The following is a 20,922-nucleotide window of genomic DNA, read 5'->3' on the forward strand; positions in this document are numbered from 1 at the left end:
TGACCTGGCCGCAAGCACGACGTACACGGCCACGATCAAGAGCGGCTCCGCTGGGGTGAAGGATGTTGCCGGCAACGCGCTGGCGACGGACAAGACCTGGACATTCACCACGGCTCCCGCGGGCGGTGGGACAGGGATTCAGCGCCAAGGCACGAGCACAGTGGTTAACACCACGAGTACCACGAGCCACACGATTACCAAGCCCGCTTCCGCCACGGCAGGCCAGGTCTGTGTCGCCTCCTTGGCGCTCAACGGCTCGACGGTTTCAGCGGCCCCGACCGGCTGGACGCAGTTCGCCGCAAGTACGTCGATCTCCAACCCACACCTGTATGGCTACTACCACGTCATGGGTGCCTCCGAACCTGCCAGCTACACCTGGACCACCGCAGGGTCTGTCGCCAGTGGTGGCGGCATCAGCTGCTACTCCGGCGTGAACACCACAACTCCCTTGGACACAGCAGCCTCGGTAGCCGCGTCTGCCACCGCTGCAACTACGGGCTCGGTTTCCGGAGTCACCACAACGACCGCCGGAGCCATGCTCGTTGGCGCAATCGCCATCAACTCAAGCAACACCACTATCGTCATCGCTGGCCCGTCAGACATGGCGGAAGTGTATGACCTCGGTGGTAAGCGCACTGAGCTTGACGATGGCCTTCAGGCAGCCGCCGGTTCCTCGGGCAGCAAGTCCTGGGTATGGAGCAGCGGTTCGGCGCGCGAATGGGCCGGCTGGCTCGTCGCCCTCCGCGCTCAATAACCCCAGCGCCACAGCCCGCCACCCCAAAACCCCATCCGACCCAGACAACCCAGACAGGGGACGATCATGAAGACAAGGACCAAGACGAAGGCATTGCACTTCGACATTCACGGCCGCGTGACGATCCGCGTTGACGCGGAGGCGCCGGCGGCGGCCCAGCTGCAGAGCATGCTGGCGTGTTTCGCCACGGATACGGAGCGGCCCGCGGACATCGTCGTGGATGATCGGTTGGAGTCGATGCCGGATGCGGGTCTGCTTGAGCATGAGCTCGCGTATACGGGGAGCAGCGTGCGTTTCCAGGCCGATCGGGTCCAGGTTGTGAGGGATGCGGAGCAGTGGCGTATTCATGGGCCGGGTGAGTTGTTGACTTCCGTGGTCCCTGTTCTGGATGCTGCGATGGTCGGTCAAGGGGCCGGCATGATCCACGCGGCCACGATGGCGTACCGGGGTCACGCGATTGCGCTTCCGGCGGCTGGAGGGACGGGTAAGACGAGCACTGCCGCCAAGCTGATGCGGCGCGAGGGGTGGTCGTTCATGGGTGACGACTGGGCCTTCCTCGCCGAGGACGCCATGCTGCTCGGCTACGCAAAGCCGATGTTCATCAAGCCGCACCACCGGACTATCTACCCGCACCTGTTCGAAGGTGTCCGGAAGCCACTCGTCCCCTCAGCGCTCTCGGGGAGCGTCGGCCGTCTCACGACAGTGGTGCACCCCTACGTCATCCGCTATCCGCGCCTCGCAGACTTCTCCCGGCGATGGTCGCCGGAGCACCGCATGGTTGTGCCGGAGACCGCGTTTCCGGGGCGGGCAGTGACGACCTCGGCCCCGCTCGCGGCCGCCGTCTATGTCGAGCGTTACGAGGGCGCCCGGTCCCGGATCGTTGAGCGGACGAGTGATTGGATGGTGGACCGCATGATCGGCAACTTCCACATCGAGATGGCGGGCTTCTCGCAGCGGGTCGTGACCGGGCTGGCGGCCACGTCCGTTCTCCCGTGGCGCGAGCACTTCGACGCGAAGGGGCTCGTGCTCAGCAAGGCACTCGACGGTCGTCCCTGCCATTTGCTGCAGGTGCCCTCCGCCTTCTCGGCGGACGAGGCGTCGGATGACATTGTCCGGTTTCTTGAACAGCTTCTGCCGTCGGTCCTCGGCGAGCAGATCTGAGGGGGTGGACCCAGTGGTTCACAGCCCTGCCGAAGTCACCGCGGTCGTTCCGGCCCGCAACGCGGAGCCTCTGCTCCCGCGCTGTCTGGAGGCCCTGAGTCAATCCGGTGTCGCCGAGATCATCGTGGTGGACGGATGCTCCACCGACCGCACCGTCGAGCTCGCCCTGGCGGCCGGTGCCCGGGTCCTGAGTGATGAGGGCCGCGGCCTGCCATGGGCTCGAACACTCGGTGTGCGGAGCAGCAGCACCCGTTGGGTCCTGCTCGTCGACGCCGACGTCGTGTTCGGGCCAATGGGGGTCGCCAATCTGCTCACGGAGCTGGTGGAGGGCCGCTACGATGCCCTCCAGGCCGGTCTGGAGAGTGTCGCTGGACCGGGCTACTGGGGGCAGGCGCTGGCACATCACCATCGCACGGGCCGCAGCCGGAACTGGTTCGGGCTCGTGGCGACGATCGCCGACCGGGAGCTGATGCTGGGCGTGGGTTTCGACGACTCGTTCAAGTCGGGGGAGGACATCGAGCTGCGTTGGCGGATGCGGGAGTCAGGGCTGCGAACGGCGGTGTCACGCCGGGTCTTCGTGGAACACCGGTTCGCCGCAGACGACTTCGAGTTTGCGCTTGACCAGTTCCTGATGGACGGAACGGGACTGGGACGGATGATCCGAAAACACGGCTGGCGCGGTGCGAGGTTGGCGCTGCTGCCAGCCGCCGCGGCGGTCCGGGGCAGCGCCTTGAGCCTGGCCGCAGGCCAGCCCCGGTGGCTGCGCTACTACGTCGCTTTCTGTTGGTATAACTACGCCGCTATGGCAAGGGGGTTGCGTCATGAGCGCTAAGTCGGGGGCTGTCGTTACGGGCGCCTTGACCGTCCGGCATTCCGCCTTGCGCAGCTCGCTCGGCCTCGTCGTGGGCAAGGCTGCCCAGACCGGCGCGGGTTTCGCCTTCTGGGTCGTGGCCGCGCGCGCGACGTCCGACCGTGAGGTCGGGCTCACCATGGCCGCGGTCGCGGCCGTCATGATCTGCACGCAGCTCGCAGGGCTGGGCGCCGGGTCGGCGGTGATCCTTTCGGTGGGGCGGGGGGAGCCGCCCGCGAGGGTGCTGGACGCGGCGTTCGCCATCGTGGCGGTCGCCGGCACCGTGCTGGCCCTCGGCTACCTCGTGCTGCAGTCGGCAGTGACGCCGGACACGGCCGTGGTATCGGTTCTCTTTTGGCTCACGTTCCTCGTGGCTGCCGTCACCGGCACCCTGGTCATCGTGCTCGACCAGGCGCTCGTGGCGTTGGGACGCGGTGCCAGCGCGACCTCAAGGTACGCGTTGGGCGGCGTCGTCTCACTCGGGGCTGCGGTGCTCGTGGCCTGGCAGGCGCATGGCGCCGCCGCCGACGTGATGATGGCCTGCTGGACCCTCGGGACGATCGTGGCGTGCGTCGTCGGCGCGGTCCAGCTGCGAAGACTTGTCGGCTATCGGCCGCGACCATCCTTGACCTCGGCGCGCGGCCGTCCACTGCTGGCGGTGGGAATTCCATACCAGCTCCTCACCCTCACCGAGCGCGCCCCCGGGCTGGTGCTGCCGCTCCTGCTCGCGCACATGGTGGCACCGGAGGCCGCTGCCTACTGGTATCCCGCATGGATGATGGCCTGGGCCGCCTACTCCGCTCCGATGCTGATGGGTATCGTCCAGTTCTCCGAGGGTGTCCGCGACCCGGACCGCCTGGTATCGACCACCTGGGCGAGTCTCCGTTTGTCTCTCGCCGTAGGAGGTCTGGCTGCCGCCGTCCTCATCGTCCTCGCTCACCCGCTGCTCAGTCTGCTGGGGGAGCGGTACGCCGACTCCTCAGCCGGCGCCCTGCGGTGGTTGGCGGCCGGACTGGTGCCGTACGCGGTGCTGCAGGCCTACAACGCCGTGTGCCGGGCCCGCGGTCGCTATACGGAGGCGATCGTGGTCGGCGTGACGCTCGGAGTCGCCCTCTGCGCCTCAGCGCTGTGGGCCGCCGACAGCGGCCCCAGCGCCATGGCCCTTTCGTGGCTGGTGGTGCTCTCCATCGGGGCCGCGGCGGTCGGCCTCCGGCTGGTCGCCGTCCTTCGGCGCGTCACTAAGGACGCGCGATGACCAGGGCGATGGATGTAGCCATCCGCACCCAGGGACGCTGGAATGCCCGTGACGTGGGGTGCGCACTGGCGGGAGCCGTGTCGCTGGCACTTGTCGTGTGGGCCGCCTCCACGGTGGCCTTGCCCGTGAACAGCGACGTGGGGCTAGTCGCTGTACTGCCCTACCCGTTCTGGATCGGGGTCCTGCTTCTGAACGTCGCCTTCGTCGTTGCGCTGCGAGGGGATGCCGCGGGCCCGGCGCGCCTTCCGGTCATGATGTGGCTCGTCGTTGTGCTTGTGCTCGTGCTCTTCGGAACCGCAGCCTTCGTGACGGACGTACCGCGGGGTGAGGTGGCGTTCCGTCACCTCGGCATCGCCGACGCCCTCTCGGGCAGCCAGGGGATCGACCCGGGTATCGACGCGTACTTCAACTGGCCGGGGTTCTTTGCGCTCCTGGCAACGGTGCTCCGGGCGACCGGTCTCGACCCGGTGGCCCTTGCCCTCTGGGCGCCGGTGCTCAATATGGGTCTGTGGCTTGCGGCCTTGGGCGTGCTGACGCGCTATCTGACAAGCGATCCGCGACGGCGTTGGCTCGTGCTCTGGATCTTCTGCCTCGGCAACTGGCAGGACCAGGACTACTTGTCTCCGCAGGCCTTCGGCTTCTTCCTGTACCTCGTCGTGATCGCGCTGCTCCTCGGTCCGTTGGCCGCGCGGCCCCCCAAGTTCCGCGGCTTCCGGGACACCGACCTGGCGGCATGGTGGCAAGGACGGTCGCCCGCGGAGTCCCGGCCGGGGCATCGGGTGAGTGCCCTCGTGGTGACCCTCCTGCTCGTCACGGTCATCTGCGCGAGCCATCAACTGACGCCGTTCCTGATGCTCATCGCCATCACCGCACTCACTCTGAGCGGACGTGTCTGGCCCAGTTGGCTGCCCCTGATCACTGCCGTGGTGCTGGCGCTCTGGCTCGCGTACCCCGCCAGTGCATACCTCGCCGCGAACCCACCCCTGGCGGAAGGAGGACTGCTGGCCGCGATCGAGGCGAACGTCGTCGACCGCGTGAGCGGAACCCCTGGTCACGTGCTCGTGGTGCAGGCCCGGGTCGCTCTCACCCTCGTGTTGTGGGCCCTGGCCGTGGCGGGGGCGGTGCGCGACCGGCGCAGAGGGCGTCTCGACATCCGGGTGGTCCTCCTCGCTGTTAGCCCACTGGTGCTCTTCCCCGTGCAGTTGTACGGCGGGGAGATGCTCATCCGTGTCTCGCTGTTCGCGCTGCCCTTCATCGCCCTGCAGGCGTGCTCGATACTGCTTCCGACGGACGGCAGCACACGTCTCCCCTCCTCCCGCACCGCGGGCGGCCTGGTGCTCACCTGCATGCTGTTGGCCGTGCTGACCGTGACAGGCCGGTTCGGAAACGCCCAGTATGACGTCTTCACCGACGGTGAGATCGCCGCTGTCGCCGCTGCAAGGGATCTCGCGCCTCCCGGGTCGACGATCATTTCGGCAGCCCCCCCGACGCCGTGGCGCAGCGAGGGCTACCTTGACCACCGGTACCGGACGATCGACTACATATGCCGATCCGACCTGTCGACGGCGACGTGCGGCCCGCTCGTCTACGAAGACGCCCGGCGAAACCCGGCTGGTGCCGTCGTGCTGCTCACGCGCTCGTCGGAGGCGAGTCTCGTGCTCCAGGGCGAAAGCAGCGCGGGCGGCTTCGCCGAACTGGAGAAGTGGCTGAGCACTCAGGCCGGCGTGGAGCTCGCGTTCCGCAACGACGACGCACGCGCGTACCGGGTGACGCCATGAACGGCGTCAGCAGGCCCACCATGGTGCTCGGCCTCGCGGCCGTCGCGCTGTCGCTGGTGACGCTCGTCGGGCTGCCGACACCCCTGCAGGCGGTCGCCGCGATAGCCGTCCTCGTCCTGCTCCCGGGGCAGGCACTCGTCCGGCTCACGCCGGTGACCGACCTCGCGCTCGGCACGCTGCTTGTCCTGGCGCTGGGCCTCGCCACGCTCACGGCGGTGTCCACGACGATGTTCTACCTCGCTGTGTGGTCGTGGCAGGCGTGCGTCGTCACGATGGGCGTCATCACCATCCTCGCGTGCCTGGCACGCGCACGACAGGAGGCCGCGTCATGATCGACGTCATGATCAACCTGGCGGGACTGCTGGCGACTGCCGCCCTGCTCATCACCCTTATCGCCCTCGAGGTCCGACGCGCCGGACCCGATGCCGGGCAGCCCACCAGCCTGCGGCTCCTCGGCCTAACGGTGAGCCGCAGGGTCGTCGTCGTCATGTGGGTGGCGTACGTGCTCCTCTTCCTTCCACGCGTATTGGGACTGCTGACGTGAGCGGTGCGGCGCGGTGGTGGCTCCTCAGCGACCTCCACTTGGGCGTGTCGGACGACGACCCCCGGCGCCCCGGCAGTGTGCTGCCCGAGTTCCTGCGCCGCGAGGTGCTCGCAGCACCCGGTCCGCAGCAGCACGTCGCCTTCGTCGGTGACACGTTCGAGCTGGTTGGGTTCGTCGAGGATGAGAGCCTGGCCCGGCTCGAGTCCATTCTTGCCCGTCACAGCGACACGTTCTCGGCGCTGAAGGCGTGTGCGGCGCGCGGCGTCCAGCTGCACTTCGTCTGCGGCAACCACGACGTGGAGCTGGCCCGGCCCGCCGTTGCAGCCCGTCTGTCAGCGTTGCTGTCACCCAGCGAGCCCTCGGGGGTCCGGGTGCACCCGTGGTTCCTGCACGTGCCCGACGTGCTCGTGGCTGAGCACGGGCACCAGCACCACGCGCTGCACCGGATGCCAGAGGTGCTCCGCACGGCGGTCAACGGCACCGACGAGCTGGACTTACCACCGCTGGCCGCCTGGAACGCCCATCCGTCGAGGTCGCGACTGAGCCGTGCCGGGGCCGTTGCGCGGGCCTGTCTTGCGTCCGAGCGGGCGGAACGCCGCGTCCGGGAGCCCGCGTACGACAAGCTGTTGCAGTCCGAGTCACGGCGGCTCGCGCTCGACGGGGTGGCCGTTCGGGACCTGGCGCGCCTGTCCCGGTTCCGGACGGTGTCGGCGCTCCCGGTCGCCGCGACTCGCATGGTGCTCGCGGCCGCCGGGCGCAGAGTCACCGGCGAGGGGGCGCCTGCTGCAGCGGGCAGGTTCGCACGTACCCTCGAGGCGCACGGTTCCGGGGTGGCCTGGTACGTCTCGGGCCACACCCATCGGGCCCTCGAGTCGGCGCTCGAGGCGTGCCCCACCCGGTACGTCAACACCGGCACCTGGTGTTCGGACGTCCGCGGCCGCGGACCTGACCAATCGGACCGTCGGGCGTTCCCATACGCCGTGGTCGACGTCGCCCGCGACGGCACCACCAGCGGCGGGCTGCGGTACTGGCGTCCGGACGGTGTCTGACCCGTCTGGTGTCAGCTTCGAGACCCGCTGTCAGTCTGCATTCCGCCGGAAACGGGACGGAATTCCCAGGTGTAGGAGCCGTCAGGCTTGAGGCTCATCCGTAGGTGCCCCCATGTGTCGCTAAATTTCCGCTGCACATAAGAGGGGTTGCTGGTGAACTCCCGGAGGCCGATTCCCCCAGTGGACACCTGGAATTGTTGCATCCCGTCCGCAACGCACTGGTCCGCGTTGTTGATCGGGCAGGTCCGCTCGTAATTGTGCTGAGAGCCGGACAGGAGCACACGAACGCGGTTCTCCCAGAACACGTCGATCCACGGCTTCGCCTGGGAGAAGCGCGTATGGCTCGACGTGTTGCTGGTGAAATACGGATCATGGTAAATAACCGCCAGATGCTTTCCAGCGGTCTTCGCCGCTTTCAGGTTGGCATCCATCTCAGAGGTCATCGCCTTCGCCCGCTTAGCGTCATAACGCCATGTGGCCGTAGGCGCTACGAGAATGTGCCAGTTGCCCTTGTCGAACGAATACCAGTCAAGAGCGTCTTGGAACCGTCCTAGGTCGGAGCTTGTCGCACTCTTCATCGTGGACACGCATTGCCCATCCATGTACCGGTCAACGTCGTCATTTTCGCCGGGTGCAACATCATGGTTCGGGCCAGCGGCCCAGTACGTCTTGGCCTTGGCCGGACCCCACAACTGGTTGTATGCCCCGAGCGCGGAACAGGTGCCCTCGTCATACTGGAAATCGCCGAGCGCAAGGAAGTTGTCCAGCGAACCGTCGTTGAGACTGGCGATGATGCTAGCCGCGTTCTTACCACTGTGCGACGTGGCCGACGTGTTACCCGCAGGGTTCATATCCCCGGTGGCGGCGAAATCAAACGACTCACCTGCGGCCGCCGGCGTGGGAGCATCACTGGCGGCCGCATAGACACGAACCCAATCGACTCGCATCTCGGCAGCGCCGTTAGCAGTGTCGTCTGGGAGCCAGTCCAGTTGTAGCGTCTGGTGCATCGGACCGGGAGGCTGGTGCCCGGGGTCGTTGTCCTCAAACCACTTAACCCCATCGACGTAGCCGACCATCCCGTTCGGGGACCAGTCAACCGCGTAGTTGTGGAACTGGCTAACGTCCAGATCCTTGGCCGCCGACGTCTGCGAGTTCGAACAGCTGTAGTGGTAGAAGAATTTGATGAGGTTCCAGACGCCCGTCGTCTCCGCGTAGTTAACTTCGCCGTCGCACGGCCAATTCCCACTGTCCGGCCACAGGAGCGACACCATGTGGTACTCGTTGTCGCCCGAACCCGCCGCCCGGACCTCCCACCGGCCGTACTTCTGGCGCCCAAACTTCGCGCTCATCCCAGCGGTCGTGCCGTCCGGTGTCCCAGTAATGACCAGTTGGGAACCGTCCACAGTGACCTGCTGGGGACTCCGGATGCCTTGCCCCGCGTGCCCCACACTGTTGTACACGGACCACTTCGAGGCGTCCGGTGCGCCGGTGTAGTTGAACTCATCGCCAGCGGCCGGCGTGCCCCAGTTCTGATTTGTGGCGATCGAGTCTGTCGCTGGCGTCGGCGTGGCTGATGCTGATGTGGGGCCCGGCGCCGCCGTCGTTACGTCCGGTTGAGGTGGAGGTGCCGTGCAGCCGGCCAGGAAGATTGCCGCCACCCCAAGGGCCACCACTTGTTTACGCATACTCAGATGATAGGGGCATCGCGCAACGAGGAAGCCTCACCACAAAGCTGGTGCGGATACCCACATAGTCGCCCGGCTCGCCTAGTGGATAGGAGCGGCCCCGCCTACGGTTGAAAAATACGGATGCCCGGTGGGCATGCGGTCCCAGGTTCCGGGCCGCATGGCGGAGAGACTCGACTGTCTCGCCACCCGCAGGACACCGGTAACAACTAACTGAACGCGACAGTAAGGCCCGGGAAGCCGGTGCCGCTGGCAGGACAGGGGAGTGCAGACCCCCGGAGCCTGCCGCTGCGTGGTTGTGCCGCGACTATGGAGCCGAAAATGAAGTCTGCACCTGGATTGTTCTCCCGGCGGATCCTCAAGCAGGGTGTCCCTGCGCTGATCCTTGCGTTGATCGTCTCCACCCTCTCCATCGCGGCCGATCCGTCGCTGCTGGCTCCTGCCCGCGCCGCAGGTCCATGCGATGCACCGGTGGTCAGTAAGGTCGCGTGTGAGAACACCCAGCCCGGCAGCCCTCCCTCTGAGTGGCAGGTAGCTGGTGCCGGCAACAGCACGATCCAGGGCTACGCCACGTCGATGAGCGTGAACGTCGGCCAAACGGTGACTTTCAAGGTCAAGACGACGGCGTCGGCGTACCGCGTCGATATCTACCGGCTAGGTTTCTACCAAGGGCTCGGCGCCCGCAAAGTCGCTGCAAACATCCTCCCGTCGGTACCGCTGCCTCAGTCACAGCCGAACTGTGCCACGTTCTCCGCCACCGGGTTGATTGACTGTGGAAACTGGGCTGTCTCCGCGTCCTGGCCTGTGCCGGCGTCGGCCGTTTCTGGGGTCTACCTGGCGCGCCTTGTCCGGACGGACAACAGCGCTGCCAGCGTCATTCCGTTCGTTGTCCGCGATGATGCGGCACACTCCGACATGCTGTTTCAGACATCAGACACCACCTGGCAGGCCTACAACACCTACGGCGGAAACAGCCTCTACCAGTGCACGGTTGCTTGCCCGGCTGGCAACCCACTCGCATACAAGGCAGCATTCAAGGTTTCTTATAACAGGCCCTTTAATTCAGCGCTGGATGACCAGGGCCGAAGTTGGCTGATGTATGCCGAGTATCCAATGATCCGCTTCATGGAGGCCAACGGCTACGACGTCAGCTACATGAGCGGTCTGGATGTGGCCACCAAAGCGCCACTTTTGCTTAACCACAAAGCTTTCATGTCGGTTGGCCACGACGAATACTGGTCCGCTGACCAACGCGCCAATGTTGAGGCAGCGCGCGACGCCGGAGTGGATCTTGCCTTTTTCAGCGGTAACGAGATGTTTTGGAAGACTCGGTGGGAGCCGAGTTCGGACGGCACGAACACGGCCGGCCGGACTCTAGTTTCGTACAAGGACACCCACTTCGACGCTCCAACTGATCCCGTGACTTGGACCGGAACCTGGAGGGATCCCCGATATGGCACATCCACCGGGGGAGGAAATCCCGAAAATTCCGTCACCGGTCAACTGTTCCTCGTGAATTCGGGGACTACGGACATTGTTGTGCCCGCCGCATATAAGCAACTTCGCCTGTGGCGAGGTACTTCCATTCCCAACCTGGCAAACGGTGCGTCGGCAACGCTGGGCGCAGGTCTCGGGACGCTGGGTTACGAATGGGACATCGATGCCGATAACGGCTTCCGCCCGCCCGGCACGTTCCGTCTTTCTCAAACAACCAGCACGTCAGCTGAGATCTTCACAGATTACGGGTCGCGGACCCTGGGAGGACAAGCAGCGACTCATAACCTGACCATGTACAAGGCCGCCAGCGGTGCTCTCGTGTTCGGTTCAGGAACGGTGCAGTGGTCATGGGGCCTCGACACCTACACCACGGGTAAGACCGTGGACCGCAACATGCAACAGGCAACTGTAAATCTATTTGCAGATATGGGCTCGCAACCGACCACGCTGATAACAGGCCTTGCCGCTGCCCAAGCATCAGCAGATGGGACAGCCCCGACATCGGCTGTGACCTCCCCTACAACCGGAGCAACGATCGCAGACGGAACACTAGTGACGGTGTCAGGGACTGCCTCAGATGTGGGAGGCGTTGTAGCCGGCGTGGAAGTATCCACCGATGGTGGAACAACTTGGCGCCGTGCCGACGGAACCACCAACTGGACCTTCACATGGAACGCCCATGGCAGCCCGACATCGGTACTGCGGTCCCGGGCAGTGGACGACAGCGGGAATCTGGAATCGGGCTCCGCTGGCATCGTTGCGAATGTTACCTGCCCATGTTCCATTGCGGGCGCGAATATTGCGCCAGCCGTTCCAGACGCTGGCGACTCGGGTTCCATAGAAGTGGGTGCGAAGTTCTACTCGGACGTACCTGGAACGATCAGTGGCGTTCGTTTTTTCAAATCCACCAGAAACACAGGAACCCACATCGGAAGCGTGTGGAGTGAATCCGGGCAAAGGCTGGCAACTGCGACCTTCACCGGGGAATCGGCCACTGGGTGGCAAACCGCTACGTTGTCCCCGCCGCTTGCCATCACGGCGAATACCAAATATGTGGTGTCCTACTTCGCTCCCCAAAGCCACTACGCCCAGGACGCAGGCTATTTTTACAACAACCCCTCGCCTTCAGGGGGGATGAACGTTACGGACAGCGCGCCCCTGCACTTCACGCGCAGCGTCCCGGGCGCGCCCAATGGCTTCTACAGGTACGGGTCAGTCTCAAGCTTCCCGGACCAGATCTATGACGCCGAGTACTACTGGGTGGACGCCCTCTTCACTCCCACAGGGACTGTAGCGCCTACGGTCTCGTCCGTATCACCAGCAAGCGGAGCCACCGGGGTTGCCCTGACCGCCAAGCCTTCGGTGACCTTCAACCAAGCTGTGACTGCGTCCTCAATCGCTTTCACACTCAAGAACTCGGCGGGCGCCGCGGTGGCCGGTTCGTTGGCGTATGACTCTCCCACAAACACGGCCGTCTTCACCCCGGCAAGTTCACTGGCGTACGACACCGCCTATACGGCCACTGTCAGCGGCGCCAGGAATGCGGCAGGGCAGACCATGGCAGCGCCCTACTCGTGGACGTTCGCTACGGCCGCTGCTCCGGCAGCGCCGACAGTGTTGTCGGTGTCTCCGGTGAACAATGGAACGGGCGTGGCCCGTGATGTGAAACCCGCCGCAACGTTCAACCAGGCAGTCGCCGGCTCGTCCGTGGTGTTCGGACTGAGGGATGCTGCAAATAACGCTGTCGCTGGCTCCAATGCCTACGACGCCGCTTCCAGTACGGCCACTTTCACGCCGTCGGCAGCCCTGGCTTACGGCGTGGCCTACACGGCGACGGTCAGCGGCGCCACGAATAGTTCGGGCCAGACGATGACGACACCGTACTCCTGGACCTTCACTACAGCGGCGGCTCCAGCCCCGTGCCCGTGCACGGTATTTAGCGCGACGTCCGTTCCGTCCGTTGCGGCCGAGAACGACATCAACGCTGTGGAAGTGGGAATGAAGTTCCGCTCCGACATCGCAGGCACCGTCACAGGAGTCCGCTTCTACAAGGGAACCAGCAATACTGGCACCCATACCGGGCATCTCTGGTCCGCCACCGGGACGCTGCTTGCCTCCGTCACCTTTGCAGGCGAGACGGCTTCCGGCTGGCAGCAGGCGAACTTCTCCGCCCCAGTGAATATCACGGCTAATACCACGTATGTAGTTTCATACCACGCACCGAGCGGCCACTACGCGGCGGACAGCGGGTACTTCGGCAGTTCGACCGACAGGCCGCCGCTGCATGGTCTGGCGAGCGGCGTTGATGGGCCCAACGGCGTCTACCGCTACGGCACTTCCGCGTTCCCGACCGATAGCTACAACAACACGAATTACTGGGTGGATGTAGTCTTCAATACGTCGACGGCCCCTGCTGCCCCTGCCGTCACAGCAGTGACGCCGGCGAACAATGCCACGGGGGTTGCCGTGGCGGTGAAGCCGACGGCTGCCTTCAACCAGGCGGTGACCGCATCCTCCGTGGTGTTCACCCTCAAGGACGGCGCCAACGCGAATGTTGCCGGTGCCACGGCGTACGACGCAGCCACGAACACGGCAACGTTCACGCCCTCCGCCTCTTTGTCGTATAACAGCACGTTCACGGCGACGGTCAGCGGTGCCACGAATTCCACCGGGCAGACCATGGGCGCGCCCTATTCCTGGGCCTTTACCACCACTGCAGCTGCGGTGCTTCCGGCTGTCTCTCAGGCGACGCCACCAAATAACGCCACCAACGTGGCTGTTGCAACAAAACCTACCGCGACGTTCAACCAGGCAGTGACTGCGTCCTCGGTGGTCTTCACTATGAAGGACGCCGCCAACGTGGCCGTACCAGGGACGGTCGCCTATGACCAGGCAACAACAACCGCCACGTTTACCCCGGGCGCCGCACTCAAATACAGCACCAGCTACACGGCAACGGTCAGCGGCGTCACGAACTCGACCGGACAGAGCATGAGCGCGCCATTCTCGTGGATGTTTACGACGGCGGCAACACCCGCCACCTGTCCGTGCACGGTGTTCACTCCGGACTCCCTACCCGCTACGGTCTCGACGGCGGACGACAACGCTGTGGAGCTCGGAATGAAGTTCCGCTCCGATGCCTCCGGCACCGTTACGGGCGTGCGTTTCTACAAGGGCGAGTCAAACACGGGGACGCACACAGGCCAACTCTGGTCAGCAACGGGGGCGCTCCTCGCTTCTGTTACCTTTGCCGGAGAGACGGCTAACGGCTGGCAGCAGGCCCTCTTCTCGTCGCCGGTTCCCATTGCCGCGAATACCACCTATGTTGTGTCCTACTTTGCACCTGACGGGTTCTATTCCTCAAGCAGCGGATACTTCTCCTCCGCCATTGACCGTGCGCCCTTGCACGGCCTGGCCAATGGAACCGACGGACCAAATGGCGTTTTTCGGTATGGTGCGACAGCCTTCCCGACTGACAGTTTCAACAGCACTAATTACTGGGTGGACGTCGTATTTAGCGCCAGCGCGGCTGGAGGGGCACCGGCCGTCACCGCTGTTTCGCCAGCAAACAACGCTCCGGCCGTATCAGAGGGAGTGAAGCCCACCGCAACGTTTAACCAAGCAGTTAATGGATCGTCCGTGGCCTTCGGCCTGAAAGATGCCGCAGGAACCGTCGTAGCCGGGTCGACCGTCTATGAATCAGCGACCAATACAGCCACGTTCTCGCCGGCAGCGGCTCTGGCGTTCAGCACGACGTATACGGCCACAGTGAGCGGTGCGACGAACGCTGCCGGCACGGCTATGACTACGCCTTATTCATGGAGTTTCACGACCAAGGCTGCCCCAGCGGCCTGTCCCTGCAGCATCTTTAGTCCCACGGCAGCACCTGCGACGGCAAACACCAATGACCGAAAAGCAGTCGAAGTAGGGATGAAGTTCCGTTCCGATGTAGCCGGCATGGTGACAGGCGTCAGATTCTTCAAGGGCAGCTCCAACACGGGCACGCACGTGGGGCATGTCTGGTCGTCAACGGGAACGCTTCTTGCGTCCGTCACCTTTGTGGGCGAGACCGCCTCGGGCTGGCAGCAGGCTATCTTCTCATCGCCTGTCCCCATCTCAGCCAACACAACCTACGTCGTGTCCTATTTCGCTCCCGTGGGCTTCTATTCGTCGACAAAGGACTACTTCAGTGGCTCCTCCACCGACAATCCGCCTCTCCACGGTCTTGCCAGCGGAATCGACGGACCCAACGGTGTCTACCGATACGGAACCACGGCGTTCCCAACAGACAGTTTCAAGAACACTAACTACTGGGTCGACGTCGTTTTCAACCGTTCGTAGCCAGATATGGGGAAGCAGGAGCAGCGAATGAGTCTGGCTGAGAGGTTGGTGGCCCTGGCGCTCGCGTATGTCTTGGCTGTCACCGCGGCGGGTTGCTCGTCCGGCCCAAACGACGCCGGCGCACAGACAACGCTAAGCCCGTCTCCGTTCGCATCATCCTCGTACACCAGCGGGACCCGCCTGGCCCCGCGCACGGAACCGGCAGACCCGGGTGATGAATTCCAAGTGATGTCCGGCCTGGGAGTGAACGCCAATGTCCACAGCTGGAACAACGGGGAACTAAAACCAGCCATCGACAAAATTGCGGACCTGGGCGAGGTGACCTGGCGGGTAATTATCGACAAAGCGGACTGGGAAATGGAGGAGATCCCTGGTGGTACGGAAACCATCGACTGGGCCCTCTATTCGCCCATCTATGAGAACGGAAAGATGGCGGACCTTTGGGACACCGTCGAGTACATCAATTCCAAGGCAGACCAGCAGGTCATGGTCAACGTCATGGGCGGCGTGCCCGGCTGGATGGGCGGCAACCGGATCGATGAATCCCGCGAAGACCACTGGGTGCGGATGATCGCTTCGATGGTGGAATACGGCCGTGAAGTCCGGGGCCTGGACTTCACGCTCCTCGGCCCGATGAATGAGACCGACTGGAACGGCATCGAGGGACCCCAAGTGGGACCTGAACAATACGTAAGGCTGCTCCACAAACTCATTGTTCGACTGGACGGTCTGGGTCTTTCTGACATCCGCCTTGTGGGACCAGATACTGCCTCTGCACCCAAGGGGGTTGAGGAGTATCTTCCGGCGTTAGCCAAGGACTCCCTCGTCGTGTCGCGTCTGGCCCACTTCGGCATCCATACGTACGACGGTGAAGCGGCTGGGACAAACGATGCCTTGTCGGGGGCAATAAAAACGGGGCTTGATTTCTGGGTTACTGAATTCTCCGGGCCTTGCCCCGGCTGCGATTCAGGATCGCCTAACCCCACCGACTGGACTTCTGCTGCTGCAACTGCCGAACATGCGATCGATCTCCTGGAACAAGGCGCATCGGGCCTGCAGCAGTACGACGCCTGGGATGGCTATTACGAGCATCACGAAAGCATGGGCTATTGGGGCCTGCTGGCGTACGACTCCCGGACAGGAACCTACAGCCCCCGCAAGACGTACTTCATCCTCCAGCAACTGATTCGCCACACGCCCCGGAATTCGGTTCGTATGGCGGCGTCATCCGATCAGGAAGCAGTCCGCGTAGTGGCCTTCCATGACAAGGCTTCAGGCCGGGTCACCCTGTTCGGCCGGAACTCGTCCAACAAGCCCGTGGAGGCCGTTCTTCAGGCCCCCGGAGTTGCCCAAACGGTGCAGTTTTCGAGCAAGGTCACCGATGCCGTCCAGGACATGCAATCCGGCGAAAGCGCGGTCATGGAGCACGGGACTGTCCGCTATGCAGCTCCACCCGGTTCCGTCTTCACTTTGACCGGCATTCCATCGAAAGGTTAGGCCACATGACACTCACAGGTTCTCTGCGAAGCTTCGTGCAGCCGGCTGCTCTGCTCCGGCCCGCCCGTCAACGACCTGTTCTAACTCGGGAAACCGACCTCGCGACACAACGCAGTGCGGGCGATTGGGTAACTCTCGGCGGAATACCGGTTAGGCTTTTGGACTTTGACGAAGCCCTGAACTCTATTGTTGATCGGGCCACAAACGGAGGAACGCTGCCGTTGGCTATCGCATCGGCCAATCTTGACCACGTTAAACATTTCGGTGAGGGAAACCGTTGGGCAGGCACACTGGAGCGCCAGTCCACCGTCGAATGGCTCACCCTTCTCGACGGAGCGCCACTGGTATCAGAGGCAAGGAGGATCACCCGGCGTCCGTGGCCTCGGCTCGCCGGGAGCGATCTGATCTGGCCGGTCCTTGATGCTGCCGGGGCTGCGGGGCTGCGGGTCGGTTTTCTTGGTGGGACCGCGGACACACATGCTCTCATCAGAGAAAAATTTGCCACCCTGCACCCCGATCTGGCGGTGGCGGGGTGGTGGGCGCCGGAGCGAAGTTCGCTCACAGATCCTCAGGCCTCTTTGGCCCTGGCGGCCGAGATATCTGCGTCGGGAACCGACATACTGGTGGTTTGCCTCGGGAAGCCACGGCAGGAACTCTGGATTTCAGAGTTTGGACACCTGACGGGTGCAAGCGTGATGCTGGCGTTTGGTGCCGTCGTCGATTTCCTGGCAGGTCGGGTAAGGAGGGCTCCCACTCCGGTACGCGATCTCGGTTTGGAATGGGCGTGGCGCCTCGCTCTGGAACCACGGCGTCTTGCGAACAGATATCTGGTGGACGGGCCAGAGGCATACCTTAAACTCCGGCGGTTCAGCGGAGCCGGTCGAATACTTGGCGACACGCTCGGCGTCTACGGTCCTAAGAACCTCCAAAAGCAAAATTTGCGTTCGCGTCCCGAGCGAGAGGAAGGCTTTTCCCCCCGTGAAGAACGGACTGACGTCGCCGTGCTCGTCGTGACGTATAACAGCGAAAACGACTTGCCACTTCTCTTGGATAGTCTCAAGCCGGAGACGAGGGAACAGTCCATCAAAGTCATTGTGGCTGATAACTCACCGACTCCGGCCACTCTTCTGGCGTTGAGGCACCGAACGGACGTGCACGCCTTTCCCACGGGGGGAAATTTGGGATACGCCGCCGGGATCAATGCGGCCATGAAACGGGCGGGCGCGGCCGATTCATACTTAGTTCTCAACCCGGACATTCGGGTCGAGCCTGGCTCAGTCCGGGCATTGAGGGAAAGAATGACTTCGTCTGGAGCAGGCGCGGTGGTGCCGCTACTGGTTGATCACGATGGGTCTGTGTACCCCTCGTTGCGCCGCGAGCCCAGTGTTTCCCGGGCATTAGGGGACGCGGTCATGGGCAGTATGCTCCCGGGACGTCCCGCGTGGCTGTCGGAGATGGATTTTGATACCGAAAGCTATCAGCACCCGCACCAGGTCGATTGGGCCACCGGTGCGGCCATTCTCATTCGTCCAGAAATCGTGGAACAAGTTGGTGACTGGGACGAGTCCTTCTTCCTCTACTCGGAAGAAACGGATTACCTGCACCGAATCCGCGAATTGGGGGCAACCGTATGGTTCGAGCCAAGGGCCCGACTGCACCACAGCCGGGGGGGCTCAGGCGCCTCTCCAATACTTGATGCCCTCATGGCCACCAACCGGATCAGGTACGTTCGCAAGTACCACCCCGTGAACTATGCGCGGGCTTTCCGTGCCGCCGTGGTTCTTTCCGCACTTCTGCGGGCACCACTGGCGCACCATAAGAACATCCTGGCCGTAGTGCGTAGTGAAAAATGCTGGGACGAGTTGCCCCATGGCTTCTTGCACGCAGAGGAGGCCACTCCTGCCATGGGCTTGCCAAGGGGAAGCATCATTATTCCCGCACACAATGAGGCGAGCGTCATAGCGCGGACCTTGTCCCACCTTGTGGAGTTAGCGGCACTCGAGCAAGTCCACGTGATCGTTGCCTGTAACGGATGCACTGACGGCACGGAAGACGTACTTGCGGCGTTTCCTGATATCAGCGTCATCTCAATCGCAGAGTCGTCTAAGACGGAGGCGCTTAATGCTGCTGATGCCCTTGCTAGATATTGGCCGCGACTTTATTTGGATGCTGACATTGAAATCGACGAGTCTGCAGTGCGTATGTTGCTTCGTGCGCTTAATGGCGGCGGGCTACTCGCCGCCAGACCAGCTTCACGGTATGTGACTGACGATGCATCATTCTTTGTTCGCGCCTATTACAGAGCCCGTTCCCGCATCCCTGCACTCAACAACTGCTTGTGGGGTGGTGGCGTCTATGGACTGAGTGAAATCGGGCATGCGCGAATGGGACAGTTCCCCTTGGTGACAGCCGATGACTACTTCGTAGATCGGTTGTTCGGCCAAAAGGAAAAGCAAGTTCTCCCAACCGAACCTGTCCTGGTCCGCACACCGCTGACAGTGAAAGCTCTTGTAGGAACGCTTCGTCGCGTCTATGGAGGTGTGAAGGAACAGACCGGCCTGGCCAAAAGTGCCCACATCACGGTCTCTCAGTTGCTGGCTTCAGTGCGCGGGCCGCTCAGTACCTTCGATGCGTGTGTCTATGCAGCGTTTGCCATTGCTGGACGGATACGTCGTGCAAAGCCACTGCGCTGGGAGCGGGATGAGAGCAGCAGACGTCCCGGGGACCCTTCACAAGGATCGGCCGCACCGGTGAAGAGAGGGCTGCGACATGGATGAAATAGTGGACCACGTTTTCCTGACTCGGTTTAATGTCCCGTCGGCCGGCTACGAAAGCCTTATCCGTGCTACGGATGGCTGGCTGGAGATGAGGCTCGCATTGTTCGAGAAGTTTTGTCTCCCCTCTGTGCGGAATCAACACGACCGCCGATTTATGTGGATCATTTACTTTGATCCGGAAAGCCCCGGCTGGCTAATGGATCGCATCGGCAGCGCCAACTTCGACGGAATTTTTGCTGTGCGTTTCCGTGCTGAAATTTCTCGGCAAGATCTTATAGACGACATCCGGGGCGTCGTGCAGCACCCGGGTACGCATCTACTGACGACAAATCTCGACAATGACGACGGCTTGGCGGCTGACTTCACGGAACGGCTGCGTGGAGTTGGTCCGACCCGCACAAGTACTGCGGTATACCTCGCGAATGGCCTCATTCGAAGTGGTGCGGCCCTTTTCAGCTACAGGGATCCGCATAATGCGTTTTGTTCAGTGCTTTCCCCTTGGGAAGTCCCAGAGACGTGTTGGGCTGACTGGCATAACCGACTGGCGGAGTCCATGCCGGTCGTGAAACTAGCGGGATCACCTGCTTGGCTTCAGGTCGTTCATGGTTCGAACGTAAGCAATAGAGTCCATGGTCGTCAGATTCCACCTGGAGCTTTTCGACGCACATTCCCTGCTCTCCTTGACGACTTGCCAGAACCGTCGACATCGTATCTGGTTGGCGACGCACTAGTTCGAGCTCCTGGCCGGATGGTTCGGGAGGTTGCAAGGTCCGCCGCCAAAAGACTGATAAATAGTGTTTCCGGGCAGGACGGAACGGATGACTTCAAGGCATGGGCGCTCCGGCACCGTCTCAGAGGCGCGAAGCTCCGAAAAGGCAGAGGAGTCCGAAACGGATTCCTATAGCCTCGGTGACCCTATACTGAACACCACACACGCCGTCGAGGGAGAGCGGTACCAGCATATGTGGTTGCGCGACATGATTCGAAGCCTCATGCGGCGATGGTACGTTTTGCTCGTCTGTCTTCTGGCAGCCGGAGTTGCATCTTATGTTGTGTATCAGTCCGTCCCAGTCGCTTACAGCGCAAAGGGAAGCCTTGTCCTGATGCCGCCGCGTTCAACGGTTGGTCCCGACGGCAATCCTTATCTTTTCCTTGGCGGCATGGGCCAGGCCTTGGATGTGCTCGCCAGTAAGCTGTCTGCTGAGGATAACCAGGCGCCCATTCTCGAAGCGTACCCCGGGGTTGCCTACACCGCGGAGCCTGACAGGACGAGTAGCGGTTCGGTGGTTCTTGCAACGGTCCGTGGTGCAGACGGTAACCAAGTGATGGATGCCCTCGGTTCCGTTGTGGCTGCTGTCCCAACAACGTTGGCGGCCATGCAGGAAAGCCAGTCAGTACCGGAGGACTCGCGGATCAGCCTGATGACACTCGTTGTGGATAGTCAGCCGACAGTTGATTCCAAGACTCGGACTGTTTCGGTCTTGGTTACGGCCGGCGGTGGGGTGGCTCTGGGGATTCTCCTGACGGGTCTCATCGATGGACGGCTGTTGGCCAGGGCGGGGCGCCTCGTGGCTACACGGCAGGCGGCCAGGGTTAGCACCAGACCGAGTGGCAAGCGGAGCGCAAAAGATATCCCGCGGTCGGGCGCTGTCGTCGCGGAGTCTGATGTTCTGGAGGCGTCGCAAGAGCGAACGCCGGCCAAATCCAAAGGATAGCCGGTGCACTGGAACTGCT

The 20,922-nt window shown here is 63.1% G+C and carries 14 protein-coding genes; 13 read left to right on the top strand and 1 reads right to left on the bottom strand.

The window, feature by feature from the left end:
* The 8 genes from ABV518_RS06090 to ABV518_RS06125 form a co-directional block, all read left to right on the top strand.
* A partial coding sequence (locus tag ABV518_RS06090) for an Ig-like domain-containing protein (protein ID WP_367765947.1) occupies positions 1 to 754 on the top strand: 754 nt, incomplete at its 5' end.
* Positions 755 to 820: 66 nt separating this feature from the next.
* The gene (locus ABV518_RS06095) at positions 821 to 1,915 is read left to right on the top strand and encodes a hypothetical protein (protein ID WP_367765948.1); all 1,095 of its coding nucleotides are present in this window, start codon (positions 821 to 823) and stop codon (positions 1,913 to 1,915) included.
* A 13-nt stretch (positions 1,916 to 1,928) separates the two neighbouring features.
* Entirely contained in the window at positions 1,929 to 2,747 is an 819-nt protein-coding gene (locus tag ABV518_RS06100) for a glycosyltransferase (RefSeq protein WP_367765949.1), read from the top strand.
* A gap of 178 nt (positions 2,748 to 2,925) precedes the next feature.
* Complete coding sequence (locus ABV518_RS06105) at positions 2,926 to 4,020, top strand: polysaccharide biosynthesis protein (RefSeq protein ID WP_367765950.1); 1,095 nt, start codon at positions 2,926 to 2,928, stop codon at positions 4,018 to 4,020.
* Positions 4,017 to 5,798 (top strand): glycosyltransferase, encoded by a 1,782-nt coding sequence (locus ABV518_RS06110; protein ID WP_367765951.1) that lies wholly within the window; start codon positions 4,017 to 4,019, stop codon positions 5,796 to 5,798. Before ABV518_RS06105 ends, ABV518_RS06110 begins: the two co-directional genes overlap by 4 nt.
* Entirely contained in the window at positions 5,795 to 6,130 is a 336-nt protein-coding gene (locus tag ABV518_RS06115; protein ID WP_367765952.1) for a hypothetical protein, read from the top strand. The genes ABV518_RS06110 and ABV518_RS06115 overlap by 4 nt, the downstream gene beginning before the upstream one ends.
* Positions 6,127 to 6,342 (top strand): hypothetical protein, encoded by a 216-nt coding sequence (locus ABV518_RS06120; RefSeq protein ID WP_367765953.1) that lies wholly within the window; start codon positions 6,127 to 6,129, stop codon positions 6,340 to 6,342. The genes ABV518_RS06115 and ABV518_RS06120 overlap by 4 nt, the downstream gene beginning before the upstream one ends.
* Positions 6,288 to 7,391 carry a hypothetical protein gene (locus tag ABV518_RS06125; protein WP_367765954.1) on the top strand — a complete coding sequence of 368 codons (1,104 nt, stop codon included), beginning with the start codon at positions 6,288 to 6,290 and terminating at the stop codon, positions 7,389 to 7,391. Before ABV518_RS06120 ends, ABV518_RS06125 begins: the two co-directional genes overlap by 55 nt.
* Before the next feature lie 11 nt (positions 7,392 to 7,402).
* Here ABV518_RS06125 and ABV518_RS06130 read toward each other — a convergent pair whose 3' ends face one another.
* On the bottom strand, positions 7,403 to 9,076 hold the full coding sequence (locus ABV518_RS06130) for a family 16 glycosylhydrolase (RefSeq protein ID WP_367765956.1): 1,674 nt from the start codon (positions 9,074 to 9,076) through the stop codon (positions 7,403 to 7,405).
* Positions 9,077 to 9,397: 321 nt separating this feature from the next.
* Here ABV518_RS06130 and ABV518_RS06135 point away from each other — a divergent pair, with 321 nt between their 5' ends.
* The 5 genes from ABV518_RS06135 to ABV518_RS06155 are packed head-to-tail and all read left to right on the top strand — an operon-like array spanning position 9,398 to position 20,903.
* The gene (locus ABV518_RS06135; protein WP_367765957.1) at positions 9,398 to 14,914 is read left to right on the top strand and encodes a DUF4082 domain-containing protein; all 5,517 of its coding nucleotides are present in this window, start codon (positions 9,398 to 9,400) and stop codon (positions 14,912 to 14,914) included.
* Positions 14,915 to 14,920: 6 nt separating this feature from the next.
* On the top strand, positions 14,921 to 16,411 hold the full coding sequence (locus tag ABV518_RS06140; protein ID WP_367765958.1) for a hypothetical protein: 1,491 nt from the start codon (positions 14,921 to 14,923) through the stop codon (positions 16,409 to 16,411).
* A 5-nt stretch (positions 16,412 to 16,416) separates the two neighbouring features.
* Entirely contained in the window at positions 16,417 to 19,188 is a 2,772-nt protein-coding gene (locus ABV518_RS06145) for a WecB/TagA/CpsF family glycosyltransferase (RefSeq protein WP_367765959.1), read from the top strand.
* Positions 19,181 to 20,092: a glycosyltransferase gene (locus ABV518_RS06150; RefSeq protein ID WP_367765960.1), complete on the top strand. Its 912-nt coding sequence runs from the start codon at positions 19,181 to 19,183 to the stop codon at positions 20,090 to 20,092. Before ABV518_RS06145 ends, ABV518_RS06150 begins: the two co-directional genes overlap by 8 nt.
* Positions 20,007 to 20,903 carry a hypothetical protein gene (locus ABV518_RS06155; protein WP_367766163.1) on the top strand — a complete coding sequence of 299 codons (897 nt, stop codon included), beginning with the start codon at positions 20,007 to 20,009 and terminating at the stop codon, positions 20,901 to 20,903. The genes ABV518_RS06150 and ABV518_RS06155 overlap by 86 nt, the downstream gene beginning before the upstream one ends.
* Positions 20,904 to 20,922: the final 19 nt, after the last annotated feature.

The organism is Arthrobacter sp. HS15c, from assembly GCF_040812005.1.
In the GTDB taxonomy this organism is placed as follows: Bacteria; Actinomycetota; Actinomycetes; order Actinomycetales; family Micrococcaceae; genus Arthrobacter.